Source organism: Pseudorhodoplanes sinuspersici (assembly GCF_002119765.1).
Classification (GTDB): domain Bacteria; phylum Pseudomonadota; class Alphaproteobacteria; order Rhizobiales; family Xanthobacteraceae; genus Pseudorhodoplanes; species Pseudorhodoplanes sinuspersici.
Genome location: NZ_CP021112.1, coordinates 22,428 through 38,518, shown reverse-complemented (window position 1 = coordinate 38,518; position 16,091 = coordinate 22,428). Strand labels below are relative to the sequence as shown.

Genomic DNA, 16,091 nt, shown 5'->3' with positions numbered 1-16,091 from the left:
ATGCTCTCGGAACATTGGAAAGGGTTCAAACGCGCCCCATCTCTAGGCCCCACAATCGGGGGAGTTTTCCAGACCCATGCCGTCTCATGTATTGCGCGAAGTGAATGTGTCATCTGATGCTGCAGGGCGGCATCACTGGCTTGAGGCATTTCGTAATGTTCGCGCCGAGACCGAAGCGCGCGCTGCGCCATTGTCGCCGGAAGACCAGATCGTCCAATCGATGCCCGATGCCAGTCCGACGAAGTGGCATCGTGCGCATGTGACCTGGTTCTTCGAGACGTTCCTGCTGGTGCCGTATGTGCCGGGGTACCGGATTTTCGACGAGCGTTTCCCGTTCCTGTTCAATTCCTACTATGTGGCCGCTGGCCCGCGCCATGCGCGTCCGGAGCGCGGTCTGATCACACGCCCCAATGCGGCCGATGTTGCCGCCTATCGCGCGCATGTGGATCATGCCGTCGCGCAACTGATCGAAACTGCGGACGAAACGACGAGTCGCGAGATTTTCACGATTCTCGAGATCGGCCTGCATCACGAACAGCAGCATCAGGAATTGCTGCTGACAGATATCTTGCATGCCTTCGCGCAGAACCCGACGCATCCGGCTTACGACCCGTCATGGGCAGCGCCAGTGGCACAGAGTGACGACAGCTATGTCGAGATTCCGCCCGGTATCCATCAGATCGGTCATGACGGTGACAGCTTTCATTTCGACAACGAGCGTCCGGCGCATCGTGCGTTGACGCAACCGATGCGGATTGCGCGAGGCCTGGTCACGAACGGGCAGTGGCGCGATTTCATCGCTGACGGTGGTTACACGACGCCATCGCTCTGGTTGTCCGACGGCTGGGCAAAACGTGAGGCCGATGACTGGCATGCGCCGGGCTATTGGCATCATGTCGATGGCGAGTGGCATGTGATGACTCTCGGCGGACTGCGGCCGGTCGACCCGAAGGCGCCGGTGATGCATATCAGCTATTATGAAGCGGATGCATTCGCGCGCTGGGCCGGCAAGCATTTGCCGACGGAAACGGAATGGGAAGTCGCCGCGCGCCATAATCTGATCGACAACGCGTTCGGCATCGTCTGGCAATGGACCCGCAGCGCCTACCTTCCGTATCCCGGTTATCGGGCGCCGGATGGCGCGATCGGCGAATACAACGGCAAATTCATGATCAACCAGATGGTGTTGCGCGGCTCATCGCTGGCAACGCCGGAGGGGCACGCGCGTTTGACCTATCGTAATTTCTTTCAACCGCCGGCACGCTGGCAATTCACCGGGCTGCGGCTCGCGGAGTATGCATGATGACCTATTACGCCGGTGTTGCAAAACCTGCCGCCAAATTCGAACCGGATGAAGACAGCGCGCAGTTTGCTGCCGACGTTGTTTCGGGTCTTTCGGAGACGCCGAAACATATCTCGCCGAAATACTTTTACGACACCGAAGGCTCGCGGCTGTTCGAGGAGATCACGCAACTCGCCGAATATTATCCGACGCGCAGCGAGCACGAGGTCCTGCGGGAGCATGGCCGCGCCATCGTGCAGCATTTTCCGACCGGTGCCGCTTTGGTCGAATTCGGCAGCGGCGCCTGTATCAAGGTGCGATTCCTGCTCAACGCGGCCGACAAGCTGAAATCCTATGTGCCGGTCGATATCGCCGGCGAGTTTCTGTCGATCGAGGCGGAGACGTTGCGCAAGGATTATCCGCGGCTGAAGATCCTGCCGGTGGCCGCGGATTTCATGAAGCCGTTCGCGCTGCCGAATGACGTTGCTGACATGCCGAGGGTCGGCTTCTTTCCCGGCTCGACGATCGGCAATCTCGATCCGCATGAGGCCTCGGCGTTCCTGCGCCATGCCGGGACCGTGCTGGGCCGCGGGTCGGTGATGGTCGTCGGCGTGGATCTCGTGAAGGATGCCGATGTCCTGAATGCCGCCTACAACGATGCGGCGGGCGTGACCGCGAAATTCAACCTCAATCTTCTACGGCGCCTGAACCGGGAGCTCGGAGGTAATTTCAAGCTTGATACGTTCGAGCATCAGGCCTTCTACAACCATGAAAAGAGCCGGATCGAGATGCATCTGGCCAGCCGGAAACGGCAGAAAGTGAAGGTCGCCGGCGCCACATTCGATTTCCGCGCAGGCGAAACGATCCACACTGAAAACAGCTGTAAATACACGCCGGACTCGTTCCGTAACCTCGCGCGCAGCTCCGGCTGGACCCCGCTGGATATGTGGACCGACAAGGCCGGCCTGTTTTCGGTCCATGCGCTTGTTCTGAAATAGCAAAATCGGCAGCCACTGATGCGGGCGGGAACGCCCGCTCTGCGGACTCCCGATCCGCTTTGCGAATGACGGATTTTAGGGCTAAACAGGCGCCGCAGACGGCGCCCGCCGTCCCCTCCAATCCTTCCTTTCCAAAGCCATCGGGACAAGCTGCATATGAAGATCGTCGGTTTCGAGCAAAATCAACAATTGCGTCTGGGCGTCGTCGAGGGCGACCAGGTGATCGATCTGCAGGCCGTCGATCCGAAAATCCCCGCCGATCTGGGTGACGTGCTGGCCCGCTCGGGCGGCGACCTGAAGGCGATCGCCGACGTGGCCAAAGGTGCGCCGGCATCGGCCCGCGTACCGCTTGCTGGCATTCAGTATGCCCTGCCGGTCGCCAATCCGGGCAAGATCGTCTGCCTCGGACTGAACTATCTCGAGCACGCCAAGGAGGGCGGTCATCAGAAGCCGACCGCACCTTCGATTTTCATGCGCTGCACCACGTCGCTTGTGCCGCACCAGCAGCCGATCATCCGGCCGCTGGCGTCCGAGACGCTGGACTATGAATGCGAGTTGCTCATCGTCATCGGCAAGAAGGCCAAGCACCTGACGATGCAGAATGCTTATTCCTGCATTGCCGGCTATTCCTGCTTCAATGATGGTTCGATCCGTCAATTCCAGCGCCGGACCGCGCAATGGGACATGGGCAAGAATTTCGACAAGACCGGCGGTTTCGGTCCGTGGTTCGTCAGCGCCGATGAGCTGCCCGAGGGGGCCATTGGTCTGAAGATCGAGACGCGGCTGAACGGCCAGGTTCTGCAATCCGACAACACCGCCAACATGATCTTCCCGGTTGCCGAAACGCTGGTCGATCTGACCCAGGCGATGACTCTGATGCCGGGCGATGTGGTTGTGATGGGCACGCCGTCAGGAGTTGGCCACGCTCGCAAGCCGCCATTGTGGATGAAGGATGGCGACACCTGCGAAATCGAGATTGAAGGCATCGGCATTCTCTCCAATCCGATCAAGGACGAAAAGAAAGCCTGATGCGGCGGTTTCGCTCTGCGCTGATCGCAGTTTCGGCCGCGGTGCTTGTCACCGCGGTCGCGCTGTCAGTATCTGCGCAGGCGCGAAGCAAGTTGCAACGTGGGCCGGCGCAGCCCGCTGAAATCAAAATCGGCATCGGGCACGGCATCGGCTTCCTGCCGCTGTATCTGGCGCAGGATTTGAAGCTGTTTGAGAAGCACGCCAAGGCCGCTGGCATTACGTCGCGCATTTCAATTCAGCGCTACAATACCGCTGTCCCACTGCAGCAGGCGGTGGCCAAGGGCGAAGTGGCGGCCGGCGCCTACGGTCTCTCAACGTTCCTCATGGCGCGCGACACATCAAGGGACATGCTCGCCGTCTCCGGCCTGACCACCTTGCCGCTGGTGCTGCTGACTGCGCGGCCCAGTATCAAATCGCTGTCCGATCTCAAATCGAACGATCGCGTTGCTGTGCCGATGCTGACAGCGCCGCAGATGGCTTATCTGCGCATGCAAGCGGACAAATCAGCCTTCGGTGCGTGGAACAGGCTGAGGCAACAGATCGTGGCGATGCCGCATCAGGATGCGCTCGACGCCATGGCTTCGGCCAAGAGCAACATCGCCGCCTATTTTTCGTCACCGCCCTTCACGCAGGTTGCGTTGAAAGAGCCGAAGGTGCGTGCCCTGTTGTCTTCCGATGACATTATGGGCGGCAAGATCTCATTTCTTGTGATTGCAGCATCGCGCGACACGCTGAGGTCGCAGCCGAAGCTGGCTGAAATTCTTTCTAAAGCAATCGATGAAGCATCGGCGATCATCCGTAACGATCCGCGCCGCGCGGCGGTGATGTGGCTGAAATACGAACCCTCAAACACGCTGAACGCAAGCGCCGTCGAAGCCATCCTCCGCGACCTGAAGGATGACTTCGGCAGCGGCATTTTTGGTATCGAGGCGACGGCCTCTTTCATGAACAGCAATGGCCGATTGAAGAATGTGCCGGCAAGCTGGAAAGATGTCGTTGCGCCCGTACTGGCGTCCGGATCGGGATCATAACGCTATGCCAATCGTCAACGCAGACCGGCTGATCGATTTCGTTGCCGGGATTTTTGCACAGCTTGGCTGTTCGCCGGAGGAATCCGCGCGCATCGGCCGCTATCTCGTGAACGCCAACCTCACCGGACATGACAGCCATGGCGTTGCTCGGGTGCCGCGCTACGCATCGTGGAAACGTGATGGCTTGTTGCAGGCCGATCAGGTTGTGGAGCGTGTTGTCGATACGCCGGTGATCGCGATCCTCGACGGCAAGTTCGGTTTCGGACAGACCATCGCGCCGCAGGCGGTCGCGCTTGGGATCGAGAAATGCCGGGAGCATGGCCTTTCGGCCATTGGATTGCGCAATTCCGGGCATGTTGGACGTGTCGGCGAATGGGCCGAGATGGCCGCCGAAGCTGGAATCGTCTCGGTGCATTTCGTCAATGTTGCAGGGTCCGTGTTGGTGGCGCCATTCGGCGGCATCGAACGGCGGTTTTCGACGGCGCCGGTCTGCATCGGCATGCCGCGTCCGGGCGGTTTGCCGGTGATCCTCGATTTTGCGACGTCGCTCGTCGCCGAGGGCAAGGTGCTGGTGGCGAGCCAGGGCGGCAAGGCATTGCCGGCGAATGCGCTGGTCTCGGCCGACGGCCAGCTCAGCGGCGATCCGCGTGAACTCTACGGTGACTACGGCTCTGGTGCTGCACGTGACCATAAGAAGGGCCGGGGCGCGTTGCGTGCCTTCGGCGAGCACAAGGGCTCCGGCCTTGCGTTGATGTGCGAACTTCTCGGTGGCGCATTGACGGGGAACGGTGCGTCCAATCCGGACAAGCGATGGTCGCAAGGAATGTTCTCGTTCTATGTCGACCCGGCGAAAATCGATCCGCAGAATTTCCTGCCGGCCGAATTGTCGCGCTTCCTGTCTTATGTGAAGGGCACAAAGCCGATTGACCCCGATGCACCGGTGCTGCTGCCCGGCGAACCGGAAGCACTTAAGCGTGCGGAGCGTATCGCCAATGGCGTGCCGCTGACGGACGATACATTCAATGCCTTGATTGCGACTGCGCGGGACGCCGGCGTTAGCGATCAAGCGATCCGCGGATTGACGGATGCCATGCCGTGATGCATGGCCATGTCGATTTCCTTTTATCGTGACCATGCGAGGATTTAAACGATGTCGAATGTGATCACTATCTGCGGCTCGCTGCGCAAGGCGTCCTTTAACCGCATGCTGGCCGATGCGCTTCCGGGGCTCGCACCTGCCGGTATGACCATCAAGCCATCGCCCTCGATCGAGATGCCACTCTATAATGCCGATGTGCAGGCCGAAGGCTGGCCCGCGCCGGTCACCGCGCTGGGCGATGCTATCCGCGCTGCGGACGGGGTGATCCTGGTCACGCCGGAATACAATTACTCGATGCCGGGCGCGCTGAAGAATGCCATCGACTGGGTATCGCGCCTGAAAGATCAACCCTTTGCCAACAAGCCGGTTTGTATTCAGTCGGCGACTCAAGGGCCCTTGGGCGGCGCCCGTATGCAGTATCACACCCGCACCATGATGGTGTTTCTCGACGCGCTCGTCTTCAACAAGCCGGAAATTTTCGTCGGCATGGCGCAGACCAAGTTCGACGAGAAGACCGGCGAATTGAAAGACGAAGCCACCCGCAACATCATCAAGCAGCAGCTTGAGGGCTTCGAAAAGTTTATCGCGCAGCACGGCCAAAAGCGCGGCTAACAGGACATGCTCGACATTTTGACGATCTGTGGGAGCCTGCGCAAAGGCTCCTATAATGCGGCGCTGATCCGTGCGCTGCCGGCCCTTGCGCCAGCGGGAATGACCTTCACGGCTTCGCCCTCGATTGCGGACATTCCGCATTACGATTTCGATGTTCAAACGGGCGGGTTTCCAGCCAGCGTTACCGCATTCGCCGACGCGATCCGGTCCGCCGATGGCATCATCATCGTGTCGCCGGAATATAACTGGACGATCCCCGGTACGCTGAAGAATGCAATCGACTGGGTGTCGCGGATGAAGGAGCAGCCCTTCAAGGGTAAGCCCGTCGCGCTGCAATCCGCATCGATCGCGCTGCTCGGCGGTTCGCGCGCGCAATATCATATGCGCCAATGCCTCGTGTCGGTCGATGCGCATTGCTTCGGGCGGCCGGAGGTGATTGTCACCCATGCCAACCAGAAATTCGATGAAAAGACGCTCGAATTCACCGATCAGCAGGGTCAGGACATCGTCAGGCAGCAGCTTGAGGCGTTTGCGGTATTTGTGAAGCAGATCAACGGCTAAATCCGTAAGGCCAGCCCGGTCGTTCGAACATAGGCCGGGCTGGCGCGAAAGAGCGTGGCTGACTACATCTGAACGCAAGGGCGTACCGGTCAGCCCCCCATTGGCGTCCAGGATATTTGATATGCAGCTCACCGGCATTCATCATCTCACCGCCGTTTCCGCCAACGCACCGGAAAACCTGCGCTTCTATACGCAGGTGATGGGCATGCGGCTGATCAAGAAGACGGTGAATCAGGACGATGTGTCGGCTTATCACCTGTTCTACGGTGATGGCGTCGCGTCGCCCGGCAGCGATCTGACGTTTTTCGACTTTAATGTTGGCCCTGAACGCCGCGGCAACAATTCGATCACGCGCACGGCGCTGCGTGTGAGCGGTCACGACACGCTGAAATGGTGGCGCACGTATCTTGCCGATGCCAAAGTAACAGTTGGCGATATCTGTGAACGCGATGGCCGTTTCACGCTCGATGTCGAGGACCCCGAAGGCCAGCGTCTGAGTTTGATCGATGACGGCGGTATTGGCGAGGCTCATCCTTGGGCGAAAAGCCCGGTGCCGGCGGAACATCAGATCCGCGGGCTTGGACCAATCACCATCACCGTGCCTGATCGGACCATCAGTGACATCGTACTCCGCGAACTGATGCTGATGCGGCATGTGCGCGATTATCCTGTGCCGGATTCTGATTCCGATATCGTGCATGTTTACGAGATGGGTGAGGGCGGTCCTGCTGCCGAACTGCATGTCGCGGCGCGGCCCAATGTGCCGCCGGCGCAGCCTGGCGCAGGTGGCGTGCATCACGTCGCCTTTCGTACGCCAAACCGCAACGAATATGACGAATGGGCCAAGCGCTTGATCGATCTGAAAGTGCCGAACAGCGGCAAGGTGAATCGGTTCTATTTCGAGTCGCTTTATTTCCGAGAGCCGAACGGCATTTTGTTCGAAATCGCGACCGACGGTCCGGGGTTCGCAGCGGACGAGCCGATGGAGACTCTCGGAGAGAAACTGTCGCTGCCGCCATTCCTGGAAAAGCGCCGCGCTGAAATCGAGGCGGGGTTGAGGCCGTTGTGACTCTTTACCCTCCCCTGGAGGGGGAGGGTCGGCGAGCATTGAACGAAGTGAAATGCGAGATGGGGTGGGGTGGTGTTTGTGATACGCGATGAGGATCACCCCACCCCGCATGCCTCGCTGTCGCTCGACACGCGACCCTCCCCCTCCAGGGGAGGGTAAAGCTGCTTATTTCTTCCTTGCAAAGAACGCCGCGAACGCCGCTTGCGCCTCCGGCGATTGCAGACGCTCACGGAAGAAATCAGCTTCCGTGTCGATGCGCTCAATGATCTCTTCCGGCGAGCCACGCATCAGGCGGCGTGACGCCAGCACTGCTTCGGCAGGAAGTTTTGTGATCTTCTGTGCCGCCTCCAGCGCGTGCTGATCGACATCGGCGCTGTCAGTGACCGCATTGACGAGGCCGACAGACACCGCGCCTTGTGCGTCCAGCGGCTCGCCCATCACCAGCATGGCGAAGGCACGTCGCGGTCCCATCAGGCGCGGCGCGAGCAGGGATGACGCGGCTTCCGGTACAAGCCCGAGATTGACGAACGGTGTGACAAAACGGGCCTCGCGCGAAGCGACGACATAATCGCAATGCAGCAGCATGGTCGTGCCGACGCCAATGGCAAGCCCGTTCACCGCTGCGACAAGGGGCTTTTCGCCGGACGCGAGGGCATGGAGAAAGCGCAGCACGGAATCGCCGAGGCCTTCGCCGGCTTCCGCCGCCTGCCGGAACTCCTCAAGATCGTTGCCTGCGCAGAATGAACCCGGTAGGCCTGCGAACATGATGCAGCGGACATCGGGCGACAGCTTGGCGCTGGTCAAGGCCACCGCCATCGCGTCATACATATCGGCGGTCAGGGCATTCTTCTTGTCCGGGCGATTGATGCGGATAACGCGAACGCCGTCTTCGTTGGTGACGTTGATGTGCGCCGACATGTCAGACCACATCGCCTGGAAGCGGGGCCGTTGTTACTGAATCTGCGGCCTCGACAACGATCGCCTCGAGCCCGCGATTCTGGACGGCGATATTCTCGGCAAAAAATCGCGCCGTTGCGATGTGGTCTGTACTGGCAGCGTCGTCACCGAGTTTGATCGCCGCCAGCGCTTCATTGGCCAGCATGCATCCACCGGCTGCATTGGCGAACAGACGCAGATAGGGCGTTGCGCCGGCAAGAGCCGATGTCGTCTCGTTGTTGAGATGAGCCGTCAGCCATGCCGTTGCATTCTCAAGGCTGTCGATGGCATCGCCCAGGCAACTGGCCGTCGCGCCGAAGGCGGGATTGTTGGCCCCACGCACATTGTGGGCGATCTCGCGCAACTCGGCAATGAATGTCTTGACCGTCTCACCGCCATTCAGCGGCAGCTTGCGCGTGACAAGATCGATGGCCTGGATGCCGTTGGTGCCCTCATAGATCGCGGCAATGCGCGCGTCGCGATAATGTTGCGCCGCACCGGTTTCTTCGATGAAGCCCATGCCGCCATGCACCTGGATGCCGAGCGAAGCGACATCGATGCCGATATCGGTGGAGAAGGCTTTGGCGATAGGTGTCAGCAAGGCGGCGCGATCGGTGGCCGCCTTGCGATCATCCGCATCTTTCGAAAGATGAGAGCGATCGAGTGCGACAGCCGTGGCGTAGCAAATCGCACGCGCCCCCTGTGTGAGCGCACGCATGGTCAGCAGCATGCGGCGCACGTCGGGATGCTCGATAATGGCGACGGAGGCTGTGCCGCTCGCGCCGCTACCACGGCCCTGTTTCCGATCTCGGGCGTATTGCAATGCCTGTTGCGTGGCCCGTTCGGCAATGGCAACGCCCTGCAGACCGACCATCAGCCGGGCCTCATTCATCATCGTGAACATGCAGGCCATGCCGGCATGTTTCTTGCCGATCAGGTAGCCGACGGCGCCGCCCTTGTCGCCATACACCATCGTGCAGGTCGGCGAGGCGTGGATACCCATCTTGTGCTCGATGGAATGCACATGCACGTCGTTGCGCTGCCCCGGCGTGCCATCGGCATTGAGCAGGAATTTCGGCACGAGGAACAGCGAGATGCCCTTGGTGCCCGGCGGCGCATCGGGCAGACGTGCCAGCACGAAATGGATGATGTTGTCGGTGAGATCGTGCTCGCCATAGGTGATGAAGATCTTCTGTCCGAACAGGCGATAGGTGCCGTCGGCATTGCGCTCGGCCCGTGTTCGCAAGGCGCCGACGTCGGAGCCCGCCTGCGGCTCGGTGAGCTGCATCGTGCCCATCCATTCGCCGCTCACGAGCTTCGGCAGATAGGTCTTTTTCAGATCGTCGTTGCCATGCAAGGCCAGCGCGTCGATCCCGGCCATGGTCAGCACCGGGCCGAGACCGAATGACATCGCCGCCGCATTCCACATTTCGACGCAGGCGGCGTTCAGCGCACGCGGCAGGCCCTGTCCGCCCCACGCGGTGGGCGAGGCGAGGCCGTTCCAGCCAGCGGCGGCCCAGGCGGTATAAGCTTCTTTCCAGCCGGGCGGCATGACGATGTGGCCGTCCTTGAGCGGAGTGCCGTGCCGGTCCCCGACCACATTCAGGGGCGCGATGACGTCGGTCGCAAAACGCCCGGCTTCCCCCAGAACAGCGTCGAGATCGCCTGGTCCCAAGTCTCCGTAAAGGCCCTGCGACAAGGCTTCGTTCATGCCGGCGCCGTACTTGAGCGCAAAGGCGATATCAGCAACCGGCGCGCGATAGGACATGGGCCTCTTTCCGGACGCGGTTTTAGGTCTTGTTAACGGCTAGAGCAGCCGGCGGAAGGCGTCAATCGGGGCCCATCGTGGTTGTCTGGCGGCCTCAGGTCACCCGAGCCCGGTCCAGTGCCTCCCAAGGCTGACGGCCAAACATTAGACATTGCGAGGAGCGAATGCCGCCGCTAGAACCGTGGCCTTTCCGACACTGCTGGGGCGTAGCCAAGTGGTAAGGCAGCGGATTTTGATTCCGCCATTCCCTGGTTCGAATCCAGGCGCCCCAGCCAGCGTTTCTTTCAAGATTTCAGAGACTTACGCGCGTTCTTCGTCGGCGTAGAATCGCCATTCCGAAATTCATTCCGCCCGCCATTCCGAAATTCTGTTCGCTCCTTGTCCGCCATGACGTGAGCGTGGCGCTTGCGCGTCGCGGCCAGAGCCCGTTTTTCGGTGCGTTTTGCGTAGCCATCGTAAGCCTTGCTGCTGTGTGCAGAGAGCGCCCGCCCTTGGCCGTCGGTGAGACCAGCTTCCTCTAGCTCGGTCATGCCACCGTGCCTGCAGGCATCGAGTGTGAAGAACGATGGCACACCTTCGATCTTCTTGCGGAGCATCTGGATTTTCTTTTCGAAGCCGCTGAAGGAGTACAGCTTCGACGCGGTCGCATCTTCGTCCTTTGGCTTGACCGACTTGACGTCGCGCAGGATCATCGGAATGCCGCGCTGCGGCAGCTTTGCTAGTACCGCCTCGGCATCTTCATAGAATTTCATGACGCCTTGTTCGGTTTCCTCTTCGAGAGGGTGCCAGACCTGAGCCCCTGTTTTGTGGTGCTCAATCTGAATCCCGTTCGGATGTTCTCGGCTGCGGTAATCGGTCCAGCGAACACAGCCGGCCAGAACATTTTCCGGGCGTTGGAGCCATTCAAAGCAAATCACCGCCGCAGCTGCGGGCTCAGGCTCTCCGAGCCCAATGCAGCCCCACGCGAAATGATAGACCTGCTCACGCGTGACCGCGGGCTTCGTCTTCTTGGTCCGGCGTTTCAGCGCGACGCCGGACCAAGGATCCGGGACATCGGTGTTGAACTGGTCGGGAAAGAGCCGGCGGACAACGCGCCAGGCCTTGCTGCACAGCTTGATCGCCTTCTCACCTTGCCGGAGGCGTAGTCCCTTCTTTCCTTTGATGACGAGATTTGGCCTGCTGCCGGTTCAGTGGACAGCCAGTTAAGCTAATCCCAGCTTCCGCTCGAACTCAACGGGGCTGACGTATCCGATCGTCGAGGGACGCCTGGTCGTGTTATAGAACCGCTCGATGTAATCGAACACATCTGCCTTGGCCTCGTTCCGGGTGCGGTAGTTCCTTCGAGCGATGCGCTCGGTTTTCAGCGATGAGAAGAAGCTTTCCATAGCGGCATTGTCCCAGACGTTGCCGGATCGGCTCATGCTGCAGGTGATGCCACTGTCGGCCATCAAGCGCTGGAACTGGTCACTGGCATATTGGCTGCCGCGATCAGAGTGATGCATGAGCGCGTCCGGTTTGCCACGACGCCACACCGCCATCAGCAGGGCATCCGCGACCAACTGAGCCGTCATACCGGCACTCATTGACCAGCCGACGACGCGCCGTGAGAACAGGTCAATCACGGCAGAGACGTACAACCATCCCTCGGCCGTCCAGATATAGGTAAAGTCGGCAACCCATTTCTGGTTCGGTCGCTCAGCTGCGAACTGCCGGTCCAGCAGGTTCGAGGGAGCAACTGCAATCTGGCGATCACCGTTATCCTTAGGCAAGCGCCGTCGTCGTGGCCTGGCTCGCAAGGCCTGCTGCTGCATCAGTCGTTCGACCCGGTGCAGACCGCATTCGATACCGTCGGCAAGCAAGTCGCGCCAGACGCGTCGCGCTCCGTAGGTCCGATCGCTATTGACGAAGCTTGCCTTGATCCGCCCGCCGATCACTTCATCGCTACGGGCTCGGGCACTGAACGAGCGGTTCAGCCAAGCATGGAAGCCGGACCGGGAGACGCCCAATGCGTTGCACAGCCATGCCACCGGCCAGATGCCCCGGTGCTTCGCAATGAAGACGAACTTCATGTCGCTTCCTTCGCGAAGAAGGCTGCGGCCTTTTTTAGGATATCCCTCTCGGCCTTGAGCTTGGCCACTTCGCGGCGCAGGCGCGCGATCTCCTGCTGCTCTGGCTTCATCTGTCCGTGGCCGGGAAAGGCCTGTGCAGGATCGGCGCCCAGCTCGCGCACCCATTTGCGCAGCACGTTCTCATGGACATCCAGGTCACGCGCTGCCTGTGCGACCGAGACCCCGCGCTCCCTGACCAGCTTTATCGCTTCAAGCTTGAACTCGCGACCAAACTTCCGTCTTTGCATGGCAACCTCCGGCTTCATGAAACACCCTATCTTGGTGTCCATCAAACCGGCAGCAGCTCATTTATCTTCTTCTTCAGAACCGGACCTACCGCGGAGAAGCTACGCATAAGGGCAACGCCTATCCCGGCGAGCATGCCGCGATCGTTGACAAACCACTCTGGGATGCCGTGCAGGCCGTGCTCGCCGAGAACCGCGTGCAGCGCGCAGCAAGTACCAATACCAAGGCGCCAAGCCTCCTGACCGGCCTGCTCTTCGACGAGGCCGGCGAGCGCGCCGTGCATCATTCCTTGTCCGGAATCGCCCGTTGCGACGTAGACACGCTCGTTGCCCGGATTGCGCCCAATGAAACCGCAGTAATCGATCGTATCGAGAACTTGACCCGACCAGCGATGCATCGGGGAAGCCGTGAAGGCGCGCCATCTCGCGTACCGCAGATTTGAGAGCCGTGGACGTTCGCTTCGCAGACAATAGTCAGGCGATTGGGTTGCGCGTTGCGCATCTATCCATTGGGGATCGCTTTTGTCTGGAACTCACGTCACCTGTCGATGGTTATACCATCGTCCTCCGGCAAGCAGCGCAGGGATGGCATCTGATGCCAATGAATGTCCGGAACCGGCCTCATTTCTCACAATGAGCCTTGTTTTGCCCTCAAATCGAGTGAGTTGGTCTACCTCTCATTCATTCAGGAGTTCGGCTCCGGCCGTGTCTTCTATCGGGCATCGTCAAAGGAACACGGCGAGAAAATCTGGCAACACATCCGAGTGGGTCTATCGGTTTGGCGGGCGGTGGTGAGCGGCGCCATACTTGCGCTTAGCTTGTGCGGCCTTCTTCCGAAGTTCGTCTGCTTGGCTTAAGGCGATTGCACGTGAGACATCTGCGCTCATAAATGACTCCAAAAAGACAAACCCACACGCACTGCCAGGCAGGACAACCTCGGCTGTCGAAGTGCGTGTGGGTCGCTTGCCAGTGAAAGCGTAGCGGTGCGGCAATCGCGGGGCACCTTGCCGAGGGACACCTCCGCCCGACCCTGGAAGTGATGATCACCGAATCGCCGCAGCACCTGCGTCGCAAGCACGATCCGCAGACCGGGCTGGCTCTGATCAATGCCGGCGCACGCTGAGAGCGTAGCGAGACATGTTGGCCGAAGGCTTTGGGCGAACTGTCAGGCCCACGTTCGCTCCATCAGCACAAGCGATGAGCACGCTTTGCTTGCGACAAGACGGCCTGCATTCTCAATGCAGCAAGTATTGCCCGATCAATCCGGTTGCGTCCATGAGAGCAATGACAGGTTCATTCATAACATCATCAGCGCCTCACCGCAGAGCTTGCGCGCAAATGGGCGACGGACCTTCTAAAAAACTATCTGCCGAGTCGTGAATAATCCATGTAATGGGTCAATTCCGGTACGTGAAAGCGGTCTCTTTATTTATCCGGCGTGTTCTGGAACTCAGGCACCCGTCGAGTGATTGGCCGCTGCCGCATCGTCGGCAAGAGCCCTGTCTGAAGACCATCCAGAGGAGGTTCGTGCGATCCTGGCGAGATCCTGAGTTATTTCGGCTGAGGTCGACTTCAGTACGGGCACATAGCGCTTGCACGCCTCTGACTCGGATAGCGCGGCAGTGAAATACGTCAGGCCGAAGCTCGCCACCACGCGCCCCACCTCGTTCATGATCGGCACGGCGATCGTGTTCGAGTTTCTCGGCTCGACATGTTTGGCTCGCGATGCGTAGCCTTGCCGCCGGACTTGCTGAACCAGCCGATCAAGTTTGTCCATATCCTGCGCCAGGTTGTCTTCTGGATCGTCCGATCGACGAAGCATCTCGACGATCAGATCGAATTCCTCCTTCGGCGTGAAAGCCAAATACGCCAGGCCCATGCCGCGCGTCAGCAACGGCAGGCGCATGTTGACCGTCTTGTGGAAGGGTGACATCGAACTGTCGGGCACTGTGCTAAAGCGCACGACCATTGCATTCTGGTCGAGTAACGAGATCGAGACTGGCCACTGATGCCTGCGCGTGAACGCGACGGCCCATGGCCTGCCGGCCTCGACGACCATCGGCTCCTTGTGAAAGCCCGAACTCAGCGAACCCACCAGTGCGCTGACCTGATAGCCTCCGAGCCTCTGGTCGTTCTCGACATAGCCCAGATCCTCCAGCGTCTTGAGGATCCGGACCAGCGTCGCCTTGGGCAGGCCGGTCCGGGCATGAAGATGAGCGATCGAGGTGTAGGGCTGCAGGTTCATTTCCTGCAATACCTTCATCGCGCGCTCGATTGATCGTATTCCCACGGCTCACTCCCGCATTCCGCGGTGCGGAACGGCGAGATGCTTACGTTGTGACCCGACGGTGTCAAGTTCTAAGCATCTCCTGGCAAGCAGTGGAAGAAGGGTGGCTTCGGTGACATATCGGGAAGAGGCGCGTGCGCTGATCGCGCAGGTCGATGACGCGACGGCGAACAGGTTGCTGCAAGGTGCGCTGGACCTGCATGTCCATTCCGGACCCTCGACGATGCCGCGGCAGGTCGACCACTTCCAGGCTGTCGAAGAGGCGGCGGCCGCCGGAATGAGAGGCATTTTATTCAAAGACCATCACTATTCCGTCGCGCCCTTCATTCCCCTCATGGATCGGGTGCTGGGGCATCACAACGTTGCAATGTTCAGCGGTCTCGTTCTCAACAACAGCACCGGCGGCCTGAATCCTTTTGTTGTCGATGCCCAGCTCAAGCAGGGAGCAAAGCTGATCTGGATGCCGACGGCGCAATCAGCCAACCACATCCGCAGCTCCAGCCGCAAGCAGCGGCTCGTCTCCAATGTGAAGCTGAAGCCGTCGCCAGGTCTCACCGTGGTGGACAGCTATGGCGAGATCCTCGATGTTGTGAAGGAGATTCTGGACTCCATTGCAGAATTCGATGCCATCCTTTCATCCGGTCATTTGCATGTCTGGGAAATCTGGAAGCTCTTTGCGGAGGCGAAGAAGCGCGGCGTGAAGCGGCTGCTGGTCAACCATCCGATGTATGGCCTGCATTTCACTTACGATGACATCAAGGAGATGGCCGAGTTTGGCGCATTGATCGAGCAATCGGCCTGCCTCTATGTCGATTCCCGGTTCAATGTCTTTTCTCCCCGGGAGCTGAAGGAGCACATCCTCGCGGCGGGTGTTGCGCATTCCTCGATCGGTTCGGATCTGGGGCAGGTTGACAATCCGACGCCGGTCGAAGGGATGAGACAGGCAATAAAGCTGTGCATCGCGCTCGGATTTTCGGAAGACGACGTCAGGACGATGGTTCGTGACAATCCGGCCACAATCGTTGGCCTCCAGGTGGCCTGACCAGCGGCCCGCGGGAAAGAGACG

General features: G+C 60.0%; 14 protein-coding genes, 1 tRNA gene and 2 pseudogenes. 11 read left to right on the top strand and 6 right to left on the bottom strand.

Going from position 1 to position 16,091, the window contains the following annotated elements; all coding sequences use genetic code 11:
- Positions 1-76: 76 nt before the first annotated feature.
- From egtB to CAK95_RS00170, 8 genes are all read left to right on the top strand, one after another.
- A complete protein-coding gene (gene egtB, locus CAK95_RS00205) occupies positions 77-1,303 on the top strand; it encodes an ergothioneine biosynthesis protein EgtB (protein WP_086085990.1) in 1,227 nt (408 codons plus the stop codon).
- Complete coding sequence (gene egtD, locus CAK95_RS00200) at positions 1,303-2,280, top strand: L-histidine N(alpha)-methyltransferase (protein WP_086085989.1); 978 nt, start codon at positions 1,303-1,305, stop codon at positions 2,278-2,280. Before egtB ends, egtD begins: the two co-directional genes overlap by 1 nt.
- Before the next feature lie 156 nt (positions 2,281-2,436).
- On the top strand, positions 2,437-3,309 hold the full coding sequence (locus CAK95_RS00195; protein WP_086085988.1) for a fumarylacetoacetate hydrolase family protein: 873 nt from the start codon (positions 2,437-2,439) through the stop codon (positions 3,307-3,309).
- The gene (locus tag CAK95_RS00190; protein WP_086085987.1) at positions 3,309-4,340 is read left to right on the top strand and encodes an ABC transporter substrate-binding protein; all 1,032 of its coding nucleotides are present in this window, start codon (positions 3,309-3,311) and stop codon (positions 4,338-4,340) included. Before CAK95_RS00195 ends, CAK95_RS00190 begins: the two co-directional genes overlap by 1 nt.
- A gap of 4 nt (positions 4,341-4,344) precedes the next feature.
- Positions 4,345-5,439: a malate/lactate/ureidoglycolate dehydrogenase gene (locus CAK95_RS00185; RefSeq protein ID WP_086085986.1), complete on the top strand. Its 1,095-nt coding sequence runs from the start codon at positions 4,345-4,347 to the stop codon at positions 5,437-5,439.
- A 51-nt stretch (positions 5,440-5,490) separates the two neighbouring features.
- On the top strand, positions 5,491-6,051 hold the full coding sequence (locus CAK95_RS00180) for an NADPH-dependent FMN reductase (RefSeq protein WP_086085985.1): 561 nt from the start codon (positions 5,491-5,493) through the stop codon (positions 6,049-6,051).
- A gap of 6 nt (positions 6,052-6,057) precedes the next feature.
- On the top strand, positions 6,058-6,612 hold the full coding sequence (locus CAK95_RS00175) for an NADPH-dependent FMN reductase (protein WP_086085984.1): 555 nt from the start codon (positions 6,058-6,060) through the stop codon (positions 6,610-6,612).
- Between the two features lie 121 nt (positions 6,613-6,733).
- The gene (locus tag CAK95_RS00170; protein WP_086085983.1) at positions 6,734-7,681 is read left to right on the top strand and encodes a ring-cleaving dioxygenase; all 948 of its coding nucleotides are present in this window, start codon (positions 6,734-6,736) and stop codon (positions 7,679-7,681) included.
- A 165-nt stretch (positions 7,682-7,846) separates the two neighbouring features.
- Here the strand turns inward: CAK95_RS00170 and CAK95_RS00165 are convergent, their stop codons facing one another.
- Both CAK95_RS00165 and CAK95_RS00160 read right to left on the bottom strand, forming a co-directional pair.
- On the bottom strand, positions 7,847-8,599 hold the full coding sequence (locus tag CAK95_RS00165; RefSeq protein ID WP_086085982.1) for a crotonase/enoyl-CoA hydratase family protein: 753 nt from the start codon (positions 8,597-8,599) through the stop codon (positions 7,847-7,849).
- Position 8,600: 1 nt separating this feature from the next.
- The gene (locus CAK95_RS00160; RefSeq protein WP_086085981.1) at positions 8,601-10,385 is read right to left on the bottom strand and encodes an acyl-CoA dehydrogenase family protein; all 1,785 of its coding nucleotides are present in this window, start codon (positions 10,383-10,385) and stop codon (positions 8,601-8,603) included.
- 200 nt (positions 10,386-10,585) lie between these two features.
- On the opposite strand from CAK95_RS00160, the gene CAK95_RS00155 reads away from it, so the two are divergent.
- Positions 10,586-10,660 (top strand) — tRNA-Gln (locus CAK95_RS00155).
- Between the two features lie 9 nt (positions 10,661-10,669).
- Here the strand turns inward: CAK95_RS00155 and CAK95_RS00150 are convergent.
- Positions 10,670-11,302 (bottom strand): hypothetical protein, encoded by a 633-nt coding sequence (locus CAK95_RS00150; protein WP_147413712.1) that lies wholly within the window; start codon positions 11,300-11,302, stop codon positions 10,670-10,672.
- Positions 11,303-11,587: 285 nt separating this feature from the next.
- A protein-coding gene (locus CAK95_RS00140; protein ID WP_157699474.1) for an IS3 family transposase occupies positions 11,588-12,741 on the bottom strand; the annotation gives its coding sequence in 2 pieces (ribosomal slippage) (positions 11,588-12,492 and positions 12,492-12,741; 1,155 coding nt in all).
- A gap of 59 nt (positions 12,742-12,800) precedes the next feature.
- On the opposite strand from CAK95_RS00140, the pseudogene CAK95_RS30350 reads away from it, so the two are divergent.
- Positions 12,801-12,872, top strand: a pseudogene (locus CAK95_RS30350) (hypothetical protein); the annotation flags it as partial.
- A 93-nt stretch (positions 12,873-12,965) separates the two neighbouring features.
- On the opposite strand, the pseudogene CAK95_RS30345 reads toward CAK95_RS30350, so the two are convergent.
- Together CAK95_RS30345 and CAK95_RS00125 are read right to left on the bottom strand one after the other, a co-directional pair.
- Positions 12,966-13,133, bottom strand: a pseudogene (locus tag CAK95_RS30345) (FAD-dependent oxidoreductase); the annotation flags it as partial.
- Positions 13,134-14,188: 1,055 nt separating this feature from the next.
- Positions 14,189-15,001 carry an IclR family transcriptional regulator domain-containing protein gene (locus tag CAK95_RS00125; RefSeq protein WP_245303570.1) on the bottom strand — a complete coding sequence of 271 codons (813 nt, stop codon included), beginning with the start codon at positions 14,999-15,001 and terminating at the stop codon, positions 14,189-14,191.
- Positions 15,002-15,128: 127 nt separating this feature from the next.
- On the opposite strand from CAK95_RS00125, the gene CAK95_RS00120 reads away from it, so the two are divergent.
- Positions 15,129-16,067, top strand: coding sequence for a DUF6282 family protein (locus tag CAK95_RS00120; RefSeq protein WP_120265461.1), 939 nt, complete (start codon positions 15,129-15,131; stop codon positions 16,065-16,067).
- Positions 16,068-16,091: the final 24 nt, after the last annotated feature.